Consider the following 20479-nt stretch of genomic DNA (forward strand, 5'->3'; position numbering starts at 1 on the left):
CTGCGCGAGGTCATTCGTTTCCGAGTTCCGAAAGCCGAGCCTGAATTTCCTCAGCATTTGCTTCAGAGAGCGCCTCAACACCGAACTGGACGAGTAGCGGGTAGAAGTGGCGGTTCTTCTTGAACTCGTCCTGGCCCGCCTTGCGGAGTTTCAGCTGGGACTCGAGGTAGGTATCCTCCATCTCGTCGAGTACATCGTCGGGAATGTAGATCGTCCGCCCATTCCACTCGTCCTTGATGTTCGTCTTCGTTTTGCTCGTTTCGTTCGTTTCACTCGTTGAAGTCGATTCGGTCGTTTCGGTCGATGAACTGGTTTCCACCGTTTCACTCATCTCGCTCGTTTCGCTGGAATCAGCCTCGTCGTCCTCCTCTTCGTAGTTGCCCTCGATACCGGAAGCATCGCCCCAGCCGTCGCTCATGCTTCCACCTCCTCAGGTGTGACCTTCTCAAACGTCTCGTCGAACAGGTCGGCGATCTCGTTGAACAAATCGCGTGCATCCTCGACGCGCTGGTTCTCCTTGCCGAAGCCGAAGACGGACACCCCCTCGCCAATCGACTGAGAGAGGTCGGTCCGCTTCGGGATCTCGAACACCGGGAGGGAGTACGCCGACTTGATCTCCTCGATGGTGTCGCGGTGCTCGGCGTTCTGCTCGACACGGTTACAGACAATCGCAAGCCGATTGATGTCTCCGTACGCCTGTTCGAGGGAGCTCAGCTGCTTTGCGAAAATCTGGAGGCTGTTGGCGTTGAGCTTCTCGGGAATGACGGGGATGACGACGTTGCCGGTCGCGACGAGGGCGTTGTCGGTGAGGACGTTCAGGGATGGCGGCGTGTCGACGATGATGTAGTCGTAGTCCTTCTCGAGTTCGTCGAGCGTCATCTCCAACCGCTCGCGACTCTTCGGCGCCTCAAGCAGCGTCTGGATGTTCTTGTTGTTCGCGAGCTTCTCGCTGGCGGGAAGGATGTCGAACTCCTCGTGCTCGACGATGATGTCGTTCACCGACTCCATCTGATCGAAGTCGAGGACGTCGAACAGCGTTGTACGGTCGGTGTCGTAGTACAGATCGTTGTAGCCAAGCGAGCAGGTGAGCCCGCCGTGGTAGTCGATATCGACCAGGAGGACGTCGTGGCCTCGGGCAGAGAGTGCGCCGCCAGTATGAATGACGTCGGTAGTCTTCCCTGCGCCGCCCTTCTGATTCGCCACCGTGATTCGTGCGGTATTGGTGTCGGTCATTATCTTCGTTTCTCTCGTTGTGTTCGTTTCGTTCGTTTTGGTCGTTTAGTTCGGTGCGTTCAGTGAGGGTGTTTCACTCGGTGAGAGGATTACTACGATGTTAAAACCAACTGTTCGTTCCGCTCATTGAGATAAACACACTCGTTGCCATCAACTAATTCGTTCTATTCGTTACGTTCGTTTTACTCGTTCTGCTCATTTTATTCGTTGAGTAACAGGGATTTTTCGAATCGTTCGGCCTCCCCACAGGATTCGACCGACAGCCGCAAGGAAATCAGGACGGGGTGCCAAAGACCGGCCTCTATCCTTCCCTCGACATCGATTATGTCTAGGTGTACCCGGTCATTCCAGCACCATCGAGTACATGAGCAATAACTACGCCCAGTTCCAGTCGCCGCTAGCGAGGCTTAAACGGATATACGACGACTTTAGCTTTAGTGAGGGGATGATTAGAAGTCTAAAGAGAATTCCTCACTATCATCGGAGGGGAAGAGGAGATCAAATGCAGGATGCTTGTAGAGAATCTCGCGGCACTCACGACATCGTGTGAATAGGGATTGCTCAGCATCCCAAAAATCAGAACGCATTACGACAGCAGAATCACGTGGTCCGTAATGCCCGCCAGATACTGAAAAATGATTGAACTCAAGCCCTCCACACTCCGGACAGGGATCATTCATACTTTCCCAGTCATCCCGCTTAACGCCGGAAATTGTCTGTTCGTTCTCTTCTTGATCAATAACTCGTATCGAGAGTCTCATTGGATCTCGCCTCCGCCCATAGTGAGGCGAAATAAAATGGCCGTATCAGTCGATCATTCGAGCAACCACAATCAGGATCAAATACTCCTCAATACGAGGAGTGACTGTTACGACTTTAGCGCGATCGTCGTAATCAATAATATCGTATTTGGCGAGCTTTGGCAGGTGGTTCTGAATCAACCCATTATATACTGACTCATAATCTTGGGAAGTGACTTCTCGTGGTGAAGTGCCATTTTCGACGCTTCCAATCACCCTAGCCAGATGTCGGACATCAATATCCTGTTCGTACCCGAATAGGAATAAGTAATTTAATAAAAGGACTCGCCGTTCATTTCCGAGTATTCCAAGGACATTCGCAACGCTACTGGGGTAATGAGCAGTAGACGTCATACAAGATCTCCTCGAATTCCTCTCGGCGGTATATACCGATTCTGACCATCGGATTTTTGCAGGTTGTCGGTTTGAATGTACATGCTGTCTGTCTCAGGCAGCGCGGGCGCGGTGTCTACAGCACCGCCCTCGTTTCTGAGGGGCCGCGCTTCATACCTTCAACACTCTCCCAGACCCTTAATTCTAACGTAGTAATATACTCTGTTAGACTATTGGGGAAGGATACGACTATACGAACAGATGCGTATTCGCCACACATGACTAATGAGGAATACGCTCCGAGTGAAAACGAGGAAGAAATCCTGAATGTTTTGAAGGAAGGGCAGGGTTCATCTCAACCCTGGGGACGAGCAAACCCATTATTCCTACGGGAACAGACCGGCCTAAACAAGCAGCAGGTGAATTATGCACTTAGGCAACTCATCGCTGCTGGATGGGTAACTAAGGTCACGGAGGGGCTTTATGAATTCGTTGACGATCCCCGAAATGGTAACACCTGAATTATTGATTATCAGACCGTCTCTTCCACCCAAGCAGCTGTGATTTTATTTTCCTTTGATTCTGCAGCATCATCGAGGATACGACTACACATAGATAGGACCTGTCGGATATTACCCTGTGATGTTTGGAGAATCAAATCCAACGCCTCCTCAGAGAATGGCTCTATCCCTTCATTATCAGCAGAAGACACTCTCTCTTGATCTAGATAATCACGCACCAACTCATAGAGGTTCTCACTTGTGAGGGGTTTCAGAGCAACTTCTTCCCCAATTCGCTCACTGAACGCGTGGTACTCACTCATCACGTCTTGCCATACCTCGGGAGCACAACCAAACAGCATGCATAGTCCCGAACTGTTCTGATCCATCAGGTGCCGAATGCTGTTGAGTGTTGCCTGTTCATCCTTTGGTGAGAGTCGCGCGATGCTCTCGAACTCGTCGACGAAGACGAAAATACCCGTATAGCCGAGTTCGAGGAGCATATTTTTGAGTGCAGTGAAGGCCCGAACACCCATCGTGTCGTCGTCGAGTGCGCTGTGAATTTCCATCTCCTTGCGCTGCTCGTAACGAATCCCCTCTGCGGTAAGCCACTGCCACGCGTAGAGATTCGTGTCCTCGTACACCATGTGGATAATGGCACGCGCAAAGTCGGCGAATTTCGTCACATCGCTGAGGCGGCGAATCGCCTCGGGGACAATTTCCGAGAGCAGCACATCGCCTTCGTCAATCAGCGATTCCATCCCACTGGCACCGATCGGGTTTGTGTCGGTGACATCTCTCGCCACAGATGCAAGAAACTCGTACGCGAGCTCTTGGAGTCGGTTGAAACCCAGGTCGTAGACAAACTCGTGGTAGATGTCGAGGAATCCTTCACCAGGCTGGGCGACATATCCCACGACGACGTCGTCGCGACCACGGAGTAGCGAGCGCGTGTATTTGAGCGTGTGAGACTTCCCATTCCCATACTTTCCAGTGACTACCAGATGTTTCGACTTCCCGGTAGACAACATCGACGAAACCGTCGAGCTGATCTTGTCCGAAACGTGCTGCTGCCCACAGTAAATCTCGGGGTCTTCAGCTGGAACTGGACTGTATGGGAAGGGGTTCGCGTTTAGGTCGTACTGTGAGTAGTCTTGCTGTTCGTCGGTGATCGTGAATGCGTCGGACATTATGTAGCCTCCTGCGAGTATTCGATGTCGCGGTCATGCACCGCGAGGTAGTAGTATTTCTTACCGAACTGTTCAACGCCGGCCATAACCTGCTGAGTGGACTGGGATGTGCTAACTAAACCGTCCTCTTCAGAGAGCGCAATACGCTTGATGCCGAGTGCGGAATCCTTCGCAGCCGTATCCATTGGTGCTCCCGACAGCTCGAGCTTACCGACGTTCTGTCGGCAGAGCTCGAGCAGCGCTGCGTCGAAATCATCGCGAGTGCAGCCGAGTCGTTCACAGGTCTCCTCACGGAGACGTGGAATCGACAGGTAGCGCTGTCGAAGGTCAACACCTGCTCTCTCTTCAAGATCGTCGTACACGTCCAAAAGCAGGTAGTGGAAGTTGGCAGATATCGCCGCCTGGTCTACCAAGTAGTAGTTACCTGTGAACGCGTTCCGTTGGACTCGGCCCAACCGCTCAGCCCAATCCCCAAGGACCTCCACACTCGTTTGGTTATATGAATATGAGCTGAACTCTTGTGCCTCTTCCAATTGAGTTAAGAGTGTGTCTAAACCAGCGTTTTCGACGTTTTCGAGAACCTCGATGAATGTGCCGTAGTGGGGACTACGTGTCTCCAAGATCGTACTTACTTGGCTCCAGTCCTCGTCGCGAATTGCACTAAGGAATGACAAACCGACATCAGTCGTCGTATAGACTGGTTCCTCGCCAGAATCATCTTCGTCGAGCAAGGAGATACGCTTTGCTTCAAGGATTGTTTCACGTGCACGGCGGTGACTTACCTCCAATTCGTCCTCAAGATCTACAGTTAACTTGCTAACTGCTTCACAGGCATGAGTCAGTTCAGCCATCCGGCTGAGAGTGACTGGCCTTACAGTTGGTCTCTCATCGCTCATGTGAGCCTCCTCATCTGTTGCTTCGCGGTTTCGTATGCCCGCTTAGTGACCTCGTTGCCGCTGAAGCGCAAGTCGAGGTACTCCTCAATATCTCGACTAGATTCGGCGACATACCGGAAGCGTCGCAGCTCGGTCGCAAGTGCCCAGAGATTATGCTGGGTCAGGGCAGTTCGGTCTTCGCGAATCTCGTCGAGTGCTTTTTGTCCACACACTGGGCAGGGACAGGGGAGCCTGTCTAGTTCCTCGATATTCCGTAGTTCTTCTCCCCCGAATCCCGGAATTAGGTAGTTCCGGTTGCCTGCACTACGAATGAAGGCCGAAGAGTCGAAACTATCGACCCCCAAGTAGAGCAGCAGTGGTTGATAGACGAGACCTCCGAGACCATACACGTGGAGGTGCTTGTCTGTCGCGTTTCGTGCAGATAGTATCAGTTTTGTTACTTTTTTATAGTCGGTTCGTATTGGAACCATACTTCCGAGGGCATAGCCATCGAATTCACCATTCTTCTCTAAGTATTGTATGTTATTCCGGATTGTCTCTGGATCGTAACCATGGACACTCGCGAAGAGAAGGCCCTCCCCATCGTGATGGTCGCTCGCTTTGAGTGCGTACTCGATGCTTTGGTCGATTCGCCGTTGGTTTTCTGCTGCCCGATTCTCCCTTGAGAGAGGAATGTCGACTGTACCGAGGATGTCCGCGTCCAATTGTCTCTGGGTATCAAGCGTTTTTGCTGGGGTAGTGTCCACTTCTTCGTTGGCGAAATCGAACCCACCACTATCAGCGAAAACGATGGTGTCCTCGGGGACGTCCATTTCCTCTCGTAATGTTACACCATTCGATATTCTCTGCCACATTGGGTCTCGGTTGCGAATTGATCTCGCGTTGATCATCGCTGCCGAGAACTCTGGGATCGTGCCGACGTACGTCGGTGTATTGTCACTCGACCGCTTCCCGATGTTTCTGACGGGGAAGAGAACAGGGGTATCTAATTCCCCTCGGGGGAGGTCGAGTTTCCTGCGTCGATACAACATGCCTCCCGCTCGGGTAGGCTGTCCTCTTATTTAGTGAATGGGGCAATATGGACCGTTCAATAATATATCATTTATCCTAGAGTGGGGGATGGTTCTTAGGAGCGGAAGAACACGTACGATGCCACTTGGTAGTGGAGGATCACTCTGACTCGAATTCCGCTTGTGGTGGTACTTCCTCTAATCGCCGACATAGTTCTTCGATAGTTTCCGGGCGAAGAGTATCGACAGTATCGATGTATCGAGCGAAATTCTTCATATAGTGACCCTTGAGTCCAACAACGATCGTGCTATGTTCTTTTGCGTCCTCTGTCCGCGCGGGGATGGATTCGATATTGTCAAATTGGTCTTCGACAAGTTCGCGGTTGAAGACCACACCAATCCGGTCGGAACGTACCTCCTGAACCATCTCGTCGATGTTGATACTGGTATAATAATCCTTCCCAAGGGTAAAGAAGACAACATCATAATCGGCCTCTTGAAGGAGGTGTCGTAGGTCTTTTTGAATGTCGAGTTTCGCAGATCGCTCTCTTATGTCGCTAACATTCATTGAGCTGAATGTTACCTCGTAGGGTGGGAGATACTCGTCTTCTGCGACAAGGCCAAATCCTGCACTTACGAAGTAACGGTCGACGTCGTGACCTTGTCGCAGAAGCCATCTAACTGCACTCTTGACGTGGTTTTGCTGGCGTCCCGTGTACAGGTCGCGTGCTGCAATACCTGGCACATTATCCCGAGCGAGGAGGTCTTCACGAGAGAATTGGAGAGTTTCCTCTTCACCGAAAATCGGCGCGTCGTCTGGTATCTCCTTCGATCCTGAACATTGGTCGATGACAAGGATGTCCAATCCGTTTTCGGTATCAATCTCAGGTGGATGAGGCACGAAGTCGTCACTGGCTGCATAGTTTTGCCCGCAGACCTCGAGTATTTCATCTCGCAAGTCTCGAGGGTTGCTATTGGTGTGTACCTCGCAACCGTTTTCTCGAGCAGCCGCTACGGCTTCTTCGTCAAGTTCACCATCCAATGTGTGTACGAAGAGGTGCTGGTACCTCGCTGCTTGTTCGCCGACGTTTGCTGCCATACGATCTGGGGCGAACGAGACGAGCGACGGGGTTTCTTCCCACCACTCACTCACGCCGTTCGCATCTAGTACACCAATCTCTGCGACCGGAAGGTCATGTGTCTGAGTCCAGAACGAGGAGTGTTTGTCGCGCAGATAGTCTTCAACAGTTTCGTAGCCACTGTAGGCTGCATCCCCCTGGGTCGCGACGAGGATCTTCGGAAGGTCTTCCTCGAATTCATCGTAGAAGCGTCGTGTGTTGTGGAACCCTCGTCTCCGATTCCGATCGTTCCCCCGGAAGATGCAAACCTCGACACCGTACTCTCTACAGATTGGACAGTCACATTTCTCCCACGGACGACTTCGAAGGGTGTCTTGATACTCTTGGAGCAGGTCGTCGTCACCGATCCAAGTAGCGTAATCCCGGACAATCGCCCAGACTCGATCATAGTCACTGACAACGTACGGCTCGTTCAAAACGGTCTTCGCGTGTGGGAACTCCTCAAATACGTCTACCGCTGTGCTCAGTAGTTCGTCGTACTCCTCGAACGGAACTGGAGCAGTCAGGGTATCTTCCCGCAGGAGTTTGACTAACTTACTACGGAGATTATCACTGAAGCTCGCCTGAAGCTCGCGGCCATACTCGAAATCCTCTCGGAACGCTCTTTCTATGTCCTGTAGGAGCGACTCATCATACTGATCATCGTGGCGGTGTTCCAGGAGATATTCTCTCGTCGCTGGAAGCACCTTCTCAGCCTGTTCGTACCAACTCTCGAGAGCATTACGAATCGAATCTCCTGTATCGTATGCCCGGAGTGCCACCAATGTTTCACGACCGCGTAGGGACGTTTCAACAGCTTCGTCGAGATCGTCCCGGCTCGATGGATAGCGAACTCGAATGGCATCGTAGCGTTCGTCGTTATCAAGACGATAATTCTGTCCACCGGTCCACGCCGAACGAAGCATACTCGCGCTGTCGAAACTAGTCATCCCCGACCGACCAATCGTCTCGAACGCCTCAGTCTTCGCGAAGCCGAAGACGTGAGAGTCGATGCGGGTGTTATGTTCTCGTTCGAACTGCTTGATCGTCTTCCCGACGCTCTTGACGATTCCACGAACGTCGTGAACTGGGCTACCTGCGACTCCCCCGATTCCGAGGTAGTCATAACCCATACCAAGCACTTCCTCGGTGGCTTTACTGTATGAATCAGGGTTCCATCCCTGGATAGCGACCATCAGTCGGAACGGATAGTCACGACGCTGGTAGAGGTCATACATCTCTCGGGCGTTCCGCAGCGTCAGGTCGTAGCGGAACTCGGCGTCGTGTTCGCGATAGACCGCACGTGAATCCTGTTCGAGACGGGACAGAACGGTATCAATGTCTCCCCGAAAGTCCTCAGCGATGAACGGCTCAACTTCTATATCGGGATCAGTACGAATCGTCGGCTCGTACTCGTCGACATATGAGGGCCATTCCTCTGGCCATTCCTCGATCATAACGTCAACGACATCGGTGATGGGATCGGGGATGTCGCCTTTGTTGAGTTCTCCGTCGAATGCACGTTCGTCAAGATAAAGCCGTCCCTTGTCCTTTCCTGACCCTAGAACGAGGTGGTCGATAGTGACACCGACAGTAACGTCCAGCGTCTCGTAGAAGTCGAGCATATCCTCGTTCCCGTACGGTGGGAAAGGGAGCGACTTGTACCCCCAAGCCCCGCAGTCACTAATCGTCGGTAACCAATTCGGGATAGAAAGTACGGGGTCATCGTAGACACCGTACTGGGCTAGTCGCTCGGCTTTGCGGTTTGTCTCTTCGACCTGTTCGCGAGATATGAGAACCCCGTCTACTGGTGTGGTTTCGGGCTCGAAAATGTCCCAGATATAGTCCAGATCGCGCTCTTGGCGATTCAAGGTAGAGAGTTCGTCGTGTTCGAAATCGTAGTGGGAGTCGACTGCGTCGTCCCACTCAGGTACGTAGAACCGCACGTTAGATAGTCACCAGTAGTAGCGATGGGAGGGCATCCTATAAATCCGTTTGAAGTCCCTCACTCTGTAACTGGCACTAACTAACCGAAGTCAGATAGTGTAGGGCCAGTATGGATCTGTATCGAATCCCATTGGTCAGGATACTCTGCCTCAACTTGCTCAAAAACACCGTCGCCGATCTCGGTCAGAACGTAACTACTTGACCGAATCTTCGCGAGTTCCAGGTGGACTAACCACTTGTAGTGTACTTTAGCACGTGGTACCCACGAACTGTCACTATCGACATCGGGGTAGAGATGGTCGATTCGCTCACCGAACCTCTGTGCCGCTGGTGTGTCTTGAGTTGTCGGAACGGTTTCAACTGTGAGCTGATGGAGAACTGCCAGCATTGGCAAACGGTGCTCATAAAAAATAACCATCCAGAGAAGGGCCTGTTCGGTACACGATAGCGAATCTTTCACTCCGATGCCTAACTTTGCTCCAGAATGACTCTGTTGCAGTGCAGGTTCATACGCTTCGGTAAGCCATCGCCCTCTTTCAGTTAGTTCGCCCTCATCCAGAAGGTCAAGCAGTTCCAAGAGTCGAGTCACGTGCTGAACTTTTCTTGACCCCACGACACCTCTGTTAAAAGCTAATGTCCGCAGATCGGCATTCGGCTCACGCCGTCGCAACTCAAGCAACTCGCAAGCTAGCGGAAGGTCGTCCCAATCCGGCTGAACCGTCTCTAGGTGCCTGGCTGACGACGTTTCCACAACTATTGGCTCTAATTTGCCAATCGCAATATAATTTCCTCACGTGATTAGGGACATAGTGAGTATGCTACCGATAATACTTAGTGAATACTAGGAGAACCTCTTGGTGTGCATCTTGAACAAGAATCGGTCTCCGATCTTACTGAGTCTGGTGAGAGGACACTATTCGTAGGAAAGGACAACCCGATCCGAATCAGCACCGGGCACCGCCTCCTCCACCACGATGGGAAATGTAGTCGTCCACATGGACACAACTACGAAATCTCGGTGGAGGTCACTGGTTCTCTCACCCAAGATGGCTGGGTCGTAGACAAAGGAGATATTACCTCAGTAATAGATGACTGGGACCACCGCTTCCTCCTCGAGAAGGACGACCCCCTCATCGACGCCTTCGAGCAGAGCGGCGACGGTGATTCACTCGTCGTTCTCGAACACCCACCGACCGCGGAAGTGATGGGGGTCGTCTTGGAACGAAAACTCCTCGAGACACTTCCAGAGTCAGTCTCAGACATCTCAGTAGCGGTGCGGGAGACATCGGAGCTCTGTGCGGGGGCGACACACTGATGCCAGTCAGTTCGACAGCTGATGAGCAGCCAGCGGACGATGTCGATGGCGCAGCACTGCCGGTCAACGAGCTTTTCTACTCGCTCCAGGGCGAAGGGAAGCTCACCGGGACGCCTTCGGTGTTCGTCCGCACCAGCGGATGTAATCTCCGGTGTTGGTTCTGTGACTCTTACCACACCTCTTGGGAGCCCACCCACGCCACAATGAGCGTCGACGACATCGTCGAGGAAGTCCAGTCACACGACGATGCCGACCACGTCGTCCTAACTGGTGGTGAACCGCTTATCCACGATGACGCGGTCACGCTCCTCGAGCAGCTCGACGATCTCGGCTACCACACTACCGTTGAAACCAACGGTACCATCCACCGTGACGCCCCCATCGATCTGGCAAGCATCAGCCCGAAACTCGCCTCCAGCACACCCAGCCCTGAGAAAGACCCTAAGGGCGATGGCGAGTGGGCAGACCGTCATGAAGAACGGCGCATCGACCTCGATGCACTCGGCGCACTCGTCGACGACTACAACGCACAACTCAAGTTTGTCGTCACTGGCCCCGATGACCTGCCCGAGATCGAATCCCTCCTCGCTGACGTCCGATCGACGGCGGCGAGTCGCATCCCGGATTCCGACGTGCTGCTGATGCCCGAGGGGACGACTCGAGACGAACTTGATGCCCGACGGAATGAGGTCGCTGAACTCGCGATGGAGTACGGCTACCGGTACACGCCCCGCTTGCACGTAGACCTCTGGAACGACGCCCCCGAAACGTAACATGACGAGTACGCACTCTCAATTCGCGACTGGCGAGGTAGAATCAGACATCGACTACGAGAAGGCACAGCGGGGCGTTCGCCTCCTGTTAGAGGCCGTCGGCGAGGACCCGGACAGTAACGCACTGACTGAGACCTGGCAGCGCCGCGTACCGGACGCCTTCGCGACACTCACCGAAGGCCAACGGGAGGCCGCGAAGCCGACGATGCGGACCTTCGACGCCGAGACGACAGATCTCGTTGTCAAAACCGCAATTCCCGTGTATTCGCTGTGTGAGCACCACTTGTTGCCGTTCTTTGGAACAGTTCATTTGGCGTATCGGCCGACAGACGAGGTGGTAGGGCTCTCGAAGCTGACTCGGTACGTCCGCTGGCAGTCACGAAAACTCACAATGCAGGAACAACTGACGAACGACATCGCGTCGGGACTCAAAGAAGAACTAGACGCAGCTACCGTCTTTGTCGAAATGAACGCAACGCACCTCTGTGAGGCGATGCGCGGCGTCGAGACGAGAAGCACGACCACCACCAGGGCAACTGCCGGAGAACCGACTGAGGCAGAACGTGAGCGGTTCCAAGCAGCGGTCAACCGTACGGAGGGTCAGGTATGAGCGAGCAACGGGCGGTAATCCTGGCGTCTGGGGGAATGGATAGTGCGACCGCGGCGGCTGTCGCGCAGGATGCTGGCTACGAGTTGTACATGCTGCACACGTCCTACGGCCAGCAGACCGAGAGTAAGGAGTACGAATGTGCGCAGGCCCAGGCCGAGGCCTTCGACGCCGCAGACTTCCTCCACTTGACGACGGACCACCTCTCGAAGATCGGTGCGTCGAGTCTCACTGACGACGAGATGGACGTCGAGGAGGCAGACTTGGAGAGTGACGAGATTCCGAGCTCCTACGTACCGTTCCGGAACGCGAACCTGCTGTCGATGGCGACGTCGTATGCAGAAGCCAACGATTGTGAGGCCGTGTTTATCGGTGCGCACAGCGAGGACTTCTCGGGGTATCCGGACTGCCGACCGGAGTTCTTCGAGGCGTTCCAGCAGGTCGTCGACGTCGGTACGAAACCGGAGACGGAGATCAGCGTCGAAGCGCCGTTCGTCGAGTTGTCGAAAACAGACATCGCCGAACGCGGTCTCGAACTCGACGTCCCCTATGAACACACCTGGAGCTGCTACCGGGAAGAAGCACCAGCGTGTGGCACGTGTGACGCGTGTGCGTTCCGTCTCCAGGCGTTCCAAAATCTCGGCGAGCGCGATCCAATCAAATACGCCGATCGCCCCGATTATACCGAATCATAGACGCCGCTGAACCGATTTACCCACGATTAAGACGGATCTGGCTCTAATTCTTCTCGACGGAGGGTGGCTCACGAAGAGTAGGACCGGTGCTGGAGACACCGATTCCAAGATACCTGATACAGAAAGCTATTTGTCGATTATACAACTGTTCTAGTTAGTAAATATCTATAGTGGTTTCCCCCATTCGTCTAGTTGGACGACGAAGCGCCGCGTAGTGGGATGCGCGGCGGTGGAAGTGCCCGTCGTCCCACCTGGAATGCTTGGGAGTTGCCAGTTCCATCGGTGGCACTACTCCCTTTTCTGAAGGGGCGCACATTGATTACCGTAGCCGAATGAAGGAGACCCATGGCCAGAATCACGCAATCGACCCGACTAAGCCGGGTTCAGCACATCGTCGGTAGCGGAACGGGGGTGCTCGACTTCGCAGTAGATGGGGAGGACGACTACTACACGTGGGACGGCAATGAAGACGCTGATTGGGAGGTTGAGGATGTGGCTTCCATTCAGAATATCGACGAAGATCGGTACATTATGTATCCAGAAGGGGAATTCTTCGTTTGCGAAATCGAATCACAGGGCGAAGAGAAGAACACCGGGCCAGTTCACTGTTGGTGTGAGTAGACGGTGAATCCTCAACTGTAGTAGGTTGGTACAAGTTGATGATTCGGCACCTCTTGTAGGCGTTCAGTGGATAGTTCATCGGATTCAGCGAGATCCCACACAATATCGAAGAACTCGACGGCAGCATCAACGAACTGTATTCGTTCTGTATACACTCCGCACTCGGGGTTCCAATCGTAGCTGTTCTCCATGAAGTTCGCCGAACCGAGTAATGCTGCGCCTTCTTCTGGTCTCCCGATGGTCTGAACCTTCCCGTGGATGCCGAATTCACCAAGGTCACGGAAATCCATGTCTGGAGTTACCCGCTGGTGCTGTTTGAAGCGCGAATAGCTACGTATCGTGACCTGCTCGCGATGTTGCTTAATTTCGCTGAGCAGGTTCTGCTGTAGACGCCGCCACTCCCAGGGTTCTTTCGTGTGGCGGGTCAGCAATCGTAATTCGAATCCCTGTTGCAGGAGGCGCCGTATCTGGGAGACGTATTCGTTGAACGTGTCGTCGTCAAACGGAGTCATAATCCGGAGGACCTTGTCGTCGAGATCGCGTTCGAGCCCGAGGCTGAACAGGCGGTCGGTCATCGCCGTGTACGACCGCATCCCAGCAGGTCGATTTTCGTGCCAGCGCCGTAACCTCGCTCGTTCCCGTCCAAGACCACGAGAATCCCCCACGTAGTCGTCCATCTTCTTCTCGCCGAGAGCGTCAGGATCAACGAGGGTAAATGTGAAGTACGCTGGCGCAACGTCACCGTCGGAAAGAGAGTCGTAATCTTGAGCAATAATGGCGTCAGTAGCAATTGGTGACAATGTCGTCACTGACGCTCGGGACAGAACCTTGATTCGCCGCTGGACTGCTGCGCACCGATCGATGAGATGTGTGGTGTACTCCTCTTGGAGACTGCTGCCGTCAACCTGGGCCGGAACAGTGGCAAATTCGATGACCTCGTTGCCACTGATTTCGCAATCGACGCCGGGAACTTCGGACAGGACCTGATAGAGTTCATAAGGCGTCGCATCGAGCCGATCGGTCACGAAGCCCAAATCGAAGGTCGAGAACCTCGAGTGGGCAGAGACAGTGGCGATGATGTTGATGAGAACGTCTCGACCAGCCTCGCTGATTTCAGTGTCACCACGAACATCGGAAACACTGACCTGCCTTCCAACGTCGACCTGTGACAGTTCGGTTTCTACTGGTGCGGCCAGTAGGGAACGCACTGTCTCAAATTGACGTTCGTACTCGTCGTGTTGCGCCTCGATTGCGTCTTCAACCTCACTGGTGTCGTGAAGGAGTACAGCGTTATCTGCGAGCGAGGCAGCGACTGATTCCAATGAGAATGAATCGTTCGATAGTTCTCCAACCAATCGCTCCGTGATGGCCTTAAGACAGTCACCATCTTCGATACCTGAAAGCTGTGGGAGAACGTGTAGATAGCCCTCAGCGATGGCAGCTTCGGTCGGTACTTCTCTCTGTGCTTCAAGCACTGGTTCGATGCGCTCGAAGTTCGGTTCTACACTATCTGGGTAGGTCGTCACGAAGCCGGCAGACCCGAGAAGCGGCCCGAGGATTGTTTCCTCCCAGTCACCCGCTAGCAGACTGTCGAACTCTCGGCGAGGTAGAACTTCCTCTTCAATCCCGAGACTCGATCGTAGGACTCTCTCGGCTGTTCGAGAGCTTGCAACGATAATTGCCTGAATGAGCGGGCGTGGTTCGTCTACTGAAAGGACTAAGGCACCAGCCAGAGTCGGACGGTCTCCCTCAATAAGGCCCAGTTCGTCGAGTATCCAGTTGTGTATCTCTGTGACCTGCTTCGGTTCTCGTTCATCATTCGTCCGCAGCATTTCCGCGCGAATATGTGGCGACAGACGTTCTTCGAGACCGTCCTTGGTTACACTCGCCGATAGTGCCGCGTAGATACTCTCCGGAGAGACTCCCCAGAGTCGTTCCGGGGAGCGAGTTCGAAGAGCTCGTGCCGTATCGATTACGTTATTTTCAGTCATCGTTCCTCGCTTCCAGATAGAGATCGTGCGAAAGCAGTTCGAGCAGTTCGTCCTTGTCGAACGAGTCGGGATCGTTCTGCTCAGAACAGCCGTACTGATAGAGACAGAACGGGCACCCGTCCTCACAGTTACACTCCGACTCCTTGGGAGAGAACGCATCGTGCATTATCTCGACCGCTCTCTCGAACTTCTGACCGTCATCCTGTGTGAGGAGTACGGTGATTCCACTTCCCCCCTCGTCCGAGTCGTACACTAAGGTGCCTTCCTCTTCGATCGATTCAGGAACTTGGCGAACGCTTACCCCGCCGATGTATTGGAGTGCCACTCGGAGTCCGTGAGCAAACCCGTGCTCAAGTTCCTCGCTGTCGAACCGAACACGAGCGGCCTTGGTGTCAAACTTGGTGGCGGGACGCACTGCGATACTTTCGTCCACGGGATGTTCCACGTTGTTCGTACAGACTGCGGACTCCCCCACGTTGGCAATCATGCCGTTGCATCCTTCAATACCACAGACCTCGAATACGTTCGGTAAAGGATCTGAACCACCGTTCTTGTACGTCGCCCAGTATTTGCTCGTCGAGGCGGCGATCGTCGCGTCACCGTACTCGAACTGTCCGTGTACGTTCCCGCTTTCGTCGACGATGTCGTATGATATCGTAGGTTCGAACGAGTCACCTGCATCGGTTTCGACCGGCGCATAAGTGCTCTGGACTTCCTCGTCAGCTTGGTACACACTCGACGGCTCAAGCTCACGAGCGTTGGGCGTTATTCCCAACGGCAAATCATGCTGGAACGCAGTCACGCGTTCAGGCACTTTCGTCACTAGTCGCTTTAGCCGGGAACCGCACGACTCGCAGTGAGACGTATCAGTGTCGTACTCCGCAGCACATGTCGGGCAGATAGCCGCGTCCTGGAATTGTTCGCTGATACGAGCGGTTTCTAGTGGCTCCCACTCCGTGCGCGTCACGACGTACGTCTCTCCGCTGTGGAGGTACGCTGCACCCGGGTGAAGCTCGGAGAGTGCGATACGACGGTCCCGAGAACCGTCACTGACGTTTTCGAACTCCTCGCCGACGAGTTGATAATCGACCGAATCACCCACAGACCGCAAACCGAACGCCGTCGGACTCTCGCGGTTGAGGTACTGGCCGAAGTCCATGTCCTCAAGTCTTCGCAGATAGTCGTCTAGTTGATCAGCGCGCCGACGAAGTTGCTGCTTCTGTTCGCGGAGTGTGCGTTTTTCTTCCCGGTCTCGAGTGCGTCGTTCTTTACTCCGGACATCAGCGACCTCTTCGTCGAGTTCCTCCAAATCAGCGTCAATCGCGTCTCGTTGAGCGTTGTAGAGGTCGATAATCGACGCTTCGATGCCACGATGGTCGTCAGTTCCCCGTAGTGCTCCTTCGACGGCGTCGTCGTACTCGTCTAAGATCGATTCAACTGAACCGCTACATCTGTCCCTCTGACATTCACCTTTGTATCCGTCTTCGTGTTTACGGCCACAGCTCGAGCAAACACCGAAGGAAACCAGATCCTCCAGCCACTGTTCAATCTCGTCTTGATTCTCGTTGATGACCGAACGCAGCACTTCCAGTGGGGCGTCGTCGCTCTGATTCTGTACTTGGAAGTTCGACGACGACAGAACGCTAGTAAACCGCAGTAGATCGTTGGGCTTGGATTCGGACCGTGGAGACGGAGCGTCTTTACAGACAACAAATTCGTCGAGCCCACTCTGGTCTCGTCGCCAAGGGACCCACTGTGTCGTCGCTACCCAGTCGAGAATCCCCCACGTGAGGGACTGGTGGAGAACCTCACGGTTCACTTCATTGAGTGGGACTTGCTGTGGGTCAGACGCGATGAGTTCCTCGGGATGCTCGTGATAGTAGTAATCGATCGGGTTTCGCTGACTGACGGAGTGCACGAGTGAACTCCCAGACTCCCGCCCGGCACGTCCGATGCGTTGGAGGTAGGAGTTCGCATTCGGGGGCGTACCGTAGAGGAGCAACGTGTTGAGGTCACCGATGTCGACGCCGAGTTCCATCGCCGGTCCCGAGGACAGGAAGTGAGGGAATCGCCCCTGCCTGAACTGGTATTCCAACTCTCGCCGTTCGTCTCGGTCCGTCTCACCATAGTACGCCCTCGCGAGGAGCATCATAGGATCGGACGTGGTAATCTGCTGGGCCGTCAGAGAGAAGTGAGGATGCGAGAACGTCGAACGGTCCTCTGGCTTCGAATCGAATTTGACGATGTCGTCAGGAACGTCGGCCAGCGTTGACTCGAGGCTCGTGACGAAGTCCTCTTGACTTGGACTATAGTACGTTGGCGTCGCTTCATCGACGACTGCACATTCAATTGTGTCCTCCTCGACCATCACGTACCGGCTACCGTCTTCTTCGACCCGACGTACCAGACCCCGGTTGATCAGTGAATCGAGGTGGCTGTGACCGTCCTCGACTTCGTCGATGAGGTGAGGTTCGTACCGGTGGTTCTGTCCAATACACTCAGCGAGGAGTTCCAGTTCTCCTGGTTCGAGATCGGCGGTGTCGGCATTTAGACGGACGTCGACGATCCCCTCGTCAGTGAGTTGCTTACTCCGGTAGCGTTCGCTGTACTGTCCAGCGAAGATTCTGGACAACAGTTCTTCCGTCAGATACTCGTCGACTGACTGGTCGTAGTTAGTGAGGAATTCGAACGCATTCGGTGGGTTGTTGGTTTCCCCTTCGAGGTCCTCCTCGTACTGCTTTGCCTCAGCTACGCCACAGTCGACGATGTCCGCGAGGGTCCCCCATCCGGAAGCGTCGGCCTCATTCCTAACGCTCCTGACGAATAACTGGTCGAAGAAGAACGCCTCTTCGGGTTCACGGAAGTTGCGCTCCAGTTCTTTCATGTCGGACTGGCTATCCGCGAACGAGAGCATCTTGGATTCGGTGAAGGATTCCGGGTTGTCTCGGTCAGCGAGCGACCGCAGCAGGTACCGTCCTGTCGTCACCGCTGCGTTAGCCGGGCCCCGCAGCATCGCGTCGTATCTGCCGCTCTTAGAGTAGGTTTCCCGTTGGTCCTGATGATAACAGGGGAGACCACCGGGGAACTGGCTCGACTCCCGAATCCGGCCGTCGTCATCGACCATCCGGAAGTTGCTGTATCCTTTTGCCCGCGTCACGATTTCTGGATCGTCACAACTGCAGTCCTGTCGACCACCAGGGAGGAACTCGTGCTCGCAGGACGTGCACTCGTCGACCATCTGGATGTCGAACAACGCGGTCCGGACGAACCGCCGATTTCCGCAGGTGCAGGTGTTCGGGGATCGGCCAAAGTACACTTCGTCACAATCCGGGTCGCCGCAGGTCCATCCAAGCAAACGCTTCGGTGTGAGATTGCCATCACAGTCTTCGGCCGTGCACTCCTGTACGTCGGGGTCTTCGTATATCTCCCCACACTCAGTACAGTACTGGACGCTGTCGTCTGTCAGGGGTTCCAACGCCTCAGTGTCACAGGAATGGCAGGTCGGCTCCCGTGCCTCCTCGACTGTGACTTCCTCGCCACAGTCTGGGTTCGAGCAGATGTGGGTTTCCATCGAGTCGTCGAGTACCATCGAGGAACCACACGTCGAACAGTCCTGCTGGTGGTCGATCTTCTGGCGCTCACCACATTCGGAACATTCGTAGAACGGCCGCCAGTAGACGCGGACCATCTCGGGCGTTTCGCCGTCGGGCGTTTCGCACTGGCACTCGCGTCGCGAGAAGTAATCGAACCGTCCCTCTTCTGAGGTCACAGTATGTGGCTCGAGCCGTTCGCAGTTCGGACAGAACCACGACTCGAGTGACTCCTCACCGCACTGGTTACACAGTGAGAGTTTCGTCACGTAGTGGTGCCCGCATTCGGCACAAGACGACTGCGGGGTATCGTAGACCGTCCCACAGTTGATACAGGAGTAGTAGCCGTCGAGGGGCCAACTGAACAGATGGGCACGGCGCTCCAGAATTCCGGACACGTCACCGATCGTCATGAAATTCGACACCACCGTGTCCGCCTGTTCCTCGGTTAGATCGGCTGATTCGACGAGCCGATCGCGTAGGCCGTCAGGTCGAAGCGGTTTCTCCCGAAGAGCTGAGTAGATGCCGCGAACGAACTCCAGCACTTCGCTGTCGCCTTCTACGAGGTGTTCGTAGAGGTCGCTCTCTACGTCCACCCCCTCGCTGGAATCGTGGATACCTGCTGCTTTTAGAACGAGTTTCGCAGTCTCAGTCTCTCCGGCACGCAACTCGTCGCTTGCCAGTTCGGTGGTAGTGAATTCGTCAGGGACGTAGCTGGGGAAGGGAGCGTCGATTGTGCGTCCTTCTTCCTCAACCACCTCGATGTCGGGGTCGACAAACGGGTTGATGCGCTGGAAGACGGAGAGCTTGTTCTCGACGGTGGCACTCGCACCAATGATGGTGAGATCGTCGTCACCCTCGCTGTCGTAGTCGTTGAGTTCCTGTCGCTCCCGGATGTACCGCCGCATCAGCGTCGAAGTGAACGAACCGAAAAGCTCGGAATACTCGTGAATCTCGTCGAAGACGAAGTATTTCGGCTCGGCGACGAACCGTTGCTGCGCTTCGTCCGCATTAACGTTGAACAGCCGGTAGTTGATCGTATCCGGGTTCGTCAGCAGGATGTCAGCTGGACTCTCGACGATGGCATCCCTAGTGACTTTGATGAAGTCGAATGTGAGATCCTCATCGTGTTCTGCCATCGGTTCGACGACGAACGAGTCGTCCGAGCGACGCCGAACAGTCAACGAAGAGTCACACTCTCCACACGGACAGTCGAAATACTGGAACGTCGTCTGGAGGTACGCTAGTTCGTCGGGATCGCGGCGTTTCGTGTCCCCGTCGTAGATCCCCACAGTAATCTGGTCGTCCGCCGATCGGTCTCGATTGAGCGTGAACAGGTAGTCGATGAGGCGCTTCAGCTGGTCTTGTGCCAGAGCTTTTGTCGGGTACGTGAGAACGCATTTGACGCTGTCCGGCGGATGCGCGTCGTGCTGGCCTGCTTTCGCCTCACAGATGAACTGGAGAATCGGAATCAGCCAACCCTCTGTCTTCCCCCTCCCGGTCGCCGCGGTCAACAACGTATGGTGGTCTTCGCGGACTGCCTCAATCGAGTCCTCCTGGAATTCGAAGAGATTTCGGAATCCAGCCTCACTGAACGTTTCCGTGACATCCGAATACAGGTCGTGGTTGTCCGCGAAGGTCTCCCACGGCGTGTCACTCATTCGGGGAAGGTCAAGCACCTGGAGGTAGGGCCCCTTCGTTCGGATGAATTCGGGAAGGTCATCCTCTAGGGACTCTCCAGCCCCCTCGTGGTAGCGGGAAACAAGACTCTTGACCGCCGGCGAGGGTTGCGAGCCGGCATAGTGTTCGGCGTACGATTCACGCATCGTGTCGGCGAGTTCTAGTGGGTCGAATTCCATC

At 54.5% G+C, this 20479-nt stretch carries 16 protein-coding genes; 6 read left to right on the forward strand and 10 right to left on the reverse strand.

The annotated features are described in order from the left end of the window. Positions 1-10 precede the first annotated feature (10 nt). From C437_RS00010 to C437_RS21265, 4 genes are all read right to left on the reverse strand, one after another. Positions 11-418 (reverse strand): hypothetical protein, encoded by a 408-nt coding sequence (locus C437_RS00010; protein WP_004514817.1) that lies wholly within the window; start codon positions 416-418, stop codon positions 11-13. Next, a complete protein-coding gene (locus C437_RS00015) occupies positions 415-1233 on the reverse strand; it encodes a ParA family protein (protein WP_004514818.1) in 819 nt (272 codons plus the stop codon). Before C437_RS00015 ends, C437_RS00010 begins: the two co-directional genes overlap by 4 nt. 449 nt (positions 1234-1682) lie before the next feature. Then, positions 1683-1994: a hypothetical protein gene (locus C437_RS20000; protein WP_139175323.1), complete on the reverse strand. Its 312-nt coding sequence runs from the start codon at positions 1992-1994 to the stop codon at positions 1683-1685. Between the two features lie 45 nt (positions 1995-2039). Continuing rightward, on the reverse strand, positions 2040-2387 hold the full coding sequence (locus C437_RS21265; protein WP_049919527.1) for a DUF7344 domain-containing protein: 348 nt from the start codon (positions 2385-2387) through the stop codon (positions 2040-2042). 257 nt (positions 2388-2644) lie between these two features. On the opposite strand from C437_RS21265, the gene C437_RS19695 reads away from it, so the two are divergent. Further along, positions 2645-2887, forward strand: coding sequence for a helix-turn-helix domain-containing protein (locus C437_RS19695; protein WP_004514820.1), 243 nt, complete (start codon positions 2645-2647; stop codon positions 2885-2887). 11 nt (positions 2888-2898) lie between these two features. On the opposite strand, the gene C437_RS00025 is transcribed toward C437_RS19695, so the two are convergent. The 4 genes from C437_RS00025 to C437_RS00040 all read right to left on the reverse strand — a co-directional run bounded on the left by C437_RS00025 (position 2899) and on the right by C437_RS00040 (position 9026). After that, positions 2899-4056 (reverse strand): BREX system ATP-binding domain-containing protein, encoded by a 1158-nt coding sequence (locus C437_RS00025; protein WP_004514821.1) that lies wholly within the window; start codon positions 4054-4056, stop codon positions 2899-2901. After that, positions 4056-4952, reverse strand: a complete 897-nt coding sequence (locus tag C437_RS00030; protein WP_004514822.1) for a hypothetical protein — start codon at positions 4950-4952, stop codon at positions 4056-4058. Before C437_RS00030 ends, C437_RS00025 begins: the two co-directional genes overlap by 1 nt. Further along, entirely contained in the window at positions 4949-5983 is a 1035-nt protein-coding gene (locus tag C437_RS00035) for a tRNA-guanine transglycosylase (protein WP_074654965.1), read from the reverse strand. Before C437_RS00035 ends, C437_RS00030 begins: the two co-directional genes overlap by 4 nt. Positions 5984-6122: 139 nt before the next feature. Further along, positions 6123-9026 carry a DUF6884 domain-containing protein gene (locus C437_RS00040; RefSeq protein ID WP_004514824.1) on the reverse strand — a complete coding sequence of 968 codons (2904 nt, stop codon included), beginning with the start codon at positions 9024-9026 and terminating at the stop codon, positions 6123-6125. An 860-nt stretch (positions 9027-9886) separates the two neighbouring features. On the opposite strand from C437_RS00040, the gene C437_RS00050 reads away from it, so the two are divergent. From C437_RS00050 to C437_RS00070, 5 genes are all read left to right on the forward strand, one after another. After that, positions 9887-10342: a 6-pyruvoyl trahydropterin synthase family protein gene (locus C437_RS00050; RefSeq protein ID WP_049919530.1), complete on the forward strand. Its 456-nt coding sequence runs from the start codon at positions 9887-9889 to the stop codon at positions 10340-10342. Further along, entirely contained in the window at positions 10342-11115 is a 774-nt protein-coding gene (locus C437_RS00055; protein ID WP_004514827.1) for a 7-carboxy-7-deazaguanine synthase QueE, read from the forward strand. Before C437_RS00050 ends, C437_RS00055 begins: the two co-directional genes overlap by 1 nt. A gap of 1 nt (position 11116) precedes the next feature. Next, positions 11117-11725, forward strand: a complete 609-nt coding sequence (gene folE / locus C437_RS00060; protein WP_004514828.1) for a GTP cyclohydrolase I — start codon at positions 11117-11119, stop codon at positions 11723-11725. Further along, on the forward strand, positions 11722-12417 hold the full coding sequence (queC, locus tag C437_RS00065; protein WP_004514829.1) for a 7-cyano-7-deazaguanine synthase QueC: 696 nt from the start codon (positions 11722-11724) through the stop codon (positions 12415-12417). Before folE ends, queC begins: the two co-directional genes overlap by 4 nt. Before the next feature lie 345 nt (positions 12418-12762). Further along, the gene (locus C437_RS00070; protein WP_004514830.1) at positions 12763-13038 is read left to right on the forward strand and encodes a hypothetical protein; all 276 of its coding nucleotides are present in this window, start codon (positions 12763-12765) and stop codon (positions 13036-13038) included. A gap of 11 nt (positions 13039-13049) precedes the next feature. On the opposite strand, the gene C437_RS00075 is transcribed toward C437_RS00070, so the two are convergent. Then, positions 13050-15029, reverse strand: coding sequence for a phospholipase D-like domain-containing protein (locus tag C437_RS00075; protein WP_049919531.1), 1980 nt, complete (start codon positions 15027-15029; stop codon positions 13050-13052). Then, positions 15022-20478 carry a DEAD/DEAH box helicase gene (locus C437_RS00080; protein ID WP_004514832.1) on the reverse strand — a complete coding sequence of 1819 codons (5457 nt, stop codon included), beginning with the start codon at positions 20476-20478 and terminating at the stop codon, positions 15022-15024. Before C437_RS00080 ends, C437_RS00075 begins: the two co-directional genes overlap by 8 nt. Position 20479 lies beyond the last annotated feature (1 nt).

This window comes from Haloarcula vallismortis ATCC 29715, from assembly GCF_000337775.1.
In the GTDB taxonomy this organism is placed as follows: domain Archaea; phylum Halobacteriota; class Halobacteria; order Halobacteriales; family Haloarculaceae; genus Haloarcula; species Haloarcula vallismortis.

Excerpts from the sequence above, each read along its gene's own strand:
- C437_RS00070 (WP_004514830.1), top strand. The coding sequence starts at position 12,763 with ATGGCCAGAATCACGCAATCGACCCGACTAAGCCGGGTTCAGCACATC.
- C437_RS00055 (WP_004514827.1), top strand. The coding sequence starts at position 10,342 with ATGCCAGTCAGTTCGACAGCTGATGAGCAGCCAGCGGACGATGTCGAT.
- queC (WP_004514829.1), top strand. The coding sequence starts at position 11,722 with ATGAGCGAGCAACGGGCGGTAATCCTGGCGTCTGGGGGAATGGATAGT.
- folE (WP_004514828.1), top strand. The coding sequence starts at position 11,117 with ATGACGAGTACGCACTCTCAATTCGCGACTGGCGAGGTAGAATCAGAC.
- C437_RS00015 (WP_004514818.1), bottom strand. The coding sequence starts at position 1,233 with ATGACCGACACCAATACCGCACGAATCACGGTGGCGAATCAGAAGGGC.
- C437_RS00080 (WP_004514832.1), bottom strand. The coding sequence starts at position 20,478 with ATGGAATTCGACCCACTAGAACTCGCCGACACGATGCGTGAATCGTAC.
- C437_RS00010 (WP_004514817.1), bottom strand. The coding sequence starts at position 418 with ATGAGCGACGGCTGGGGCGATGCTTCCGGTATCGAGGGCAACTACGAA.
- C437_RS21265 (WP_049919527.1), bottom strand. The coding sequence starts at position 2,387 with ATGACGTCTACTGCTCATTACCCCAGTAGCGTTGCGAATGTCCTTGGA.
- C437_RS20000 (WP_139175323.1), bottom strand. The coding sequence starts at position 1,994 with ATGAGACTCTCGATACGAGTTATTGATCAAGAAGAGAACGAACAGACA.
- C437_RS00075 (WP_049919531.1), bottom strand. The coding sequence starts at position 15,029 with ATGACTGAAAATAACGTAATCGATACGGCACGAGCTCTTCGAACTCGC.
- C437_RS00030 (WP_004514822.1), bottom strand. The coding sequence starts at position 4,952 with ATGAGCGATGAGAGACCAACTGTAAGGCCAGTCACTCTCAGCCGGATG.
- C437_RS00035 (WP_074654965.1), bottom strand. The coding sequence starts at position 5,983 with ATGTTGTATCGACGCAGGAAACTCGACCTCCCCCGAGGGGAATTAGAT.
- C437_RS00025 (WP_004514821.1), bottom strand. The coding sequence starts at position 4,056 with ATGTCCGACGCATTCACGATCACCGACGAACAGCAAGACTACTCACAG.
- C437_RS19695 (WP_004514820.1), top strand. The coding sequence starts at position 2,645 with ATGACTAATGAGGAATACGCTCCGAGTGAAAACGAGGAAGAAATCCTG.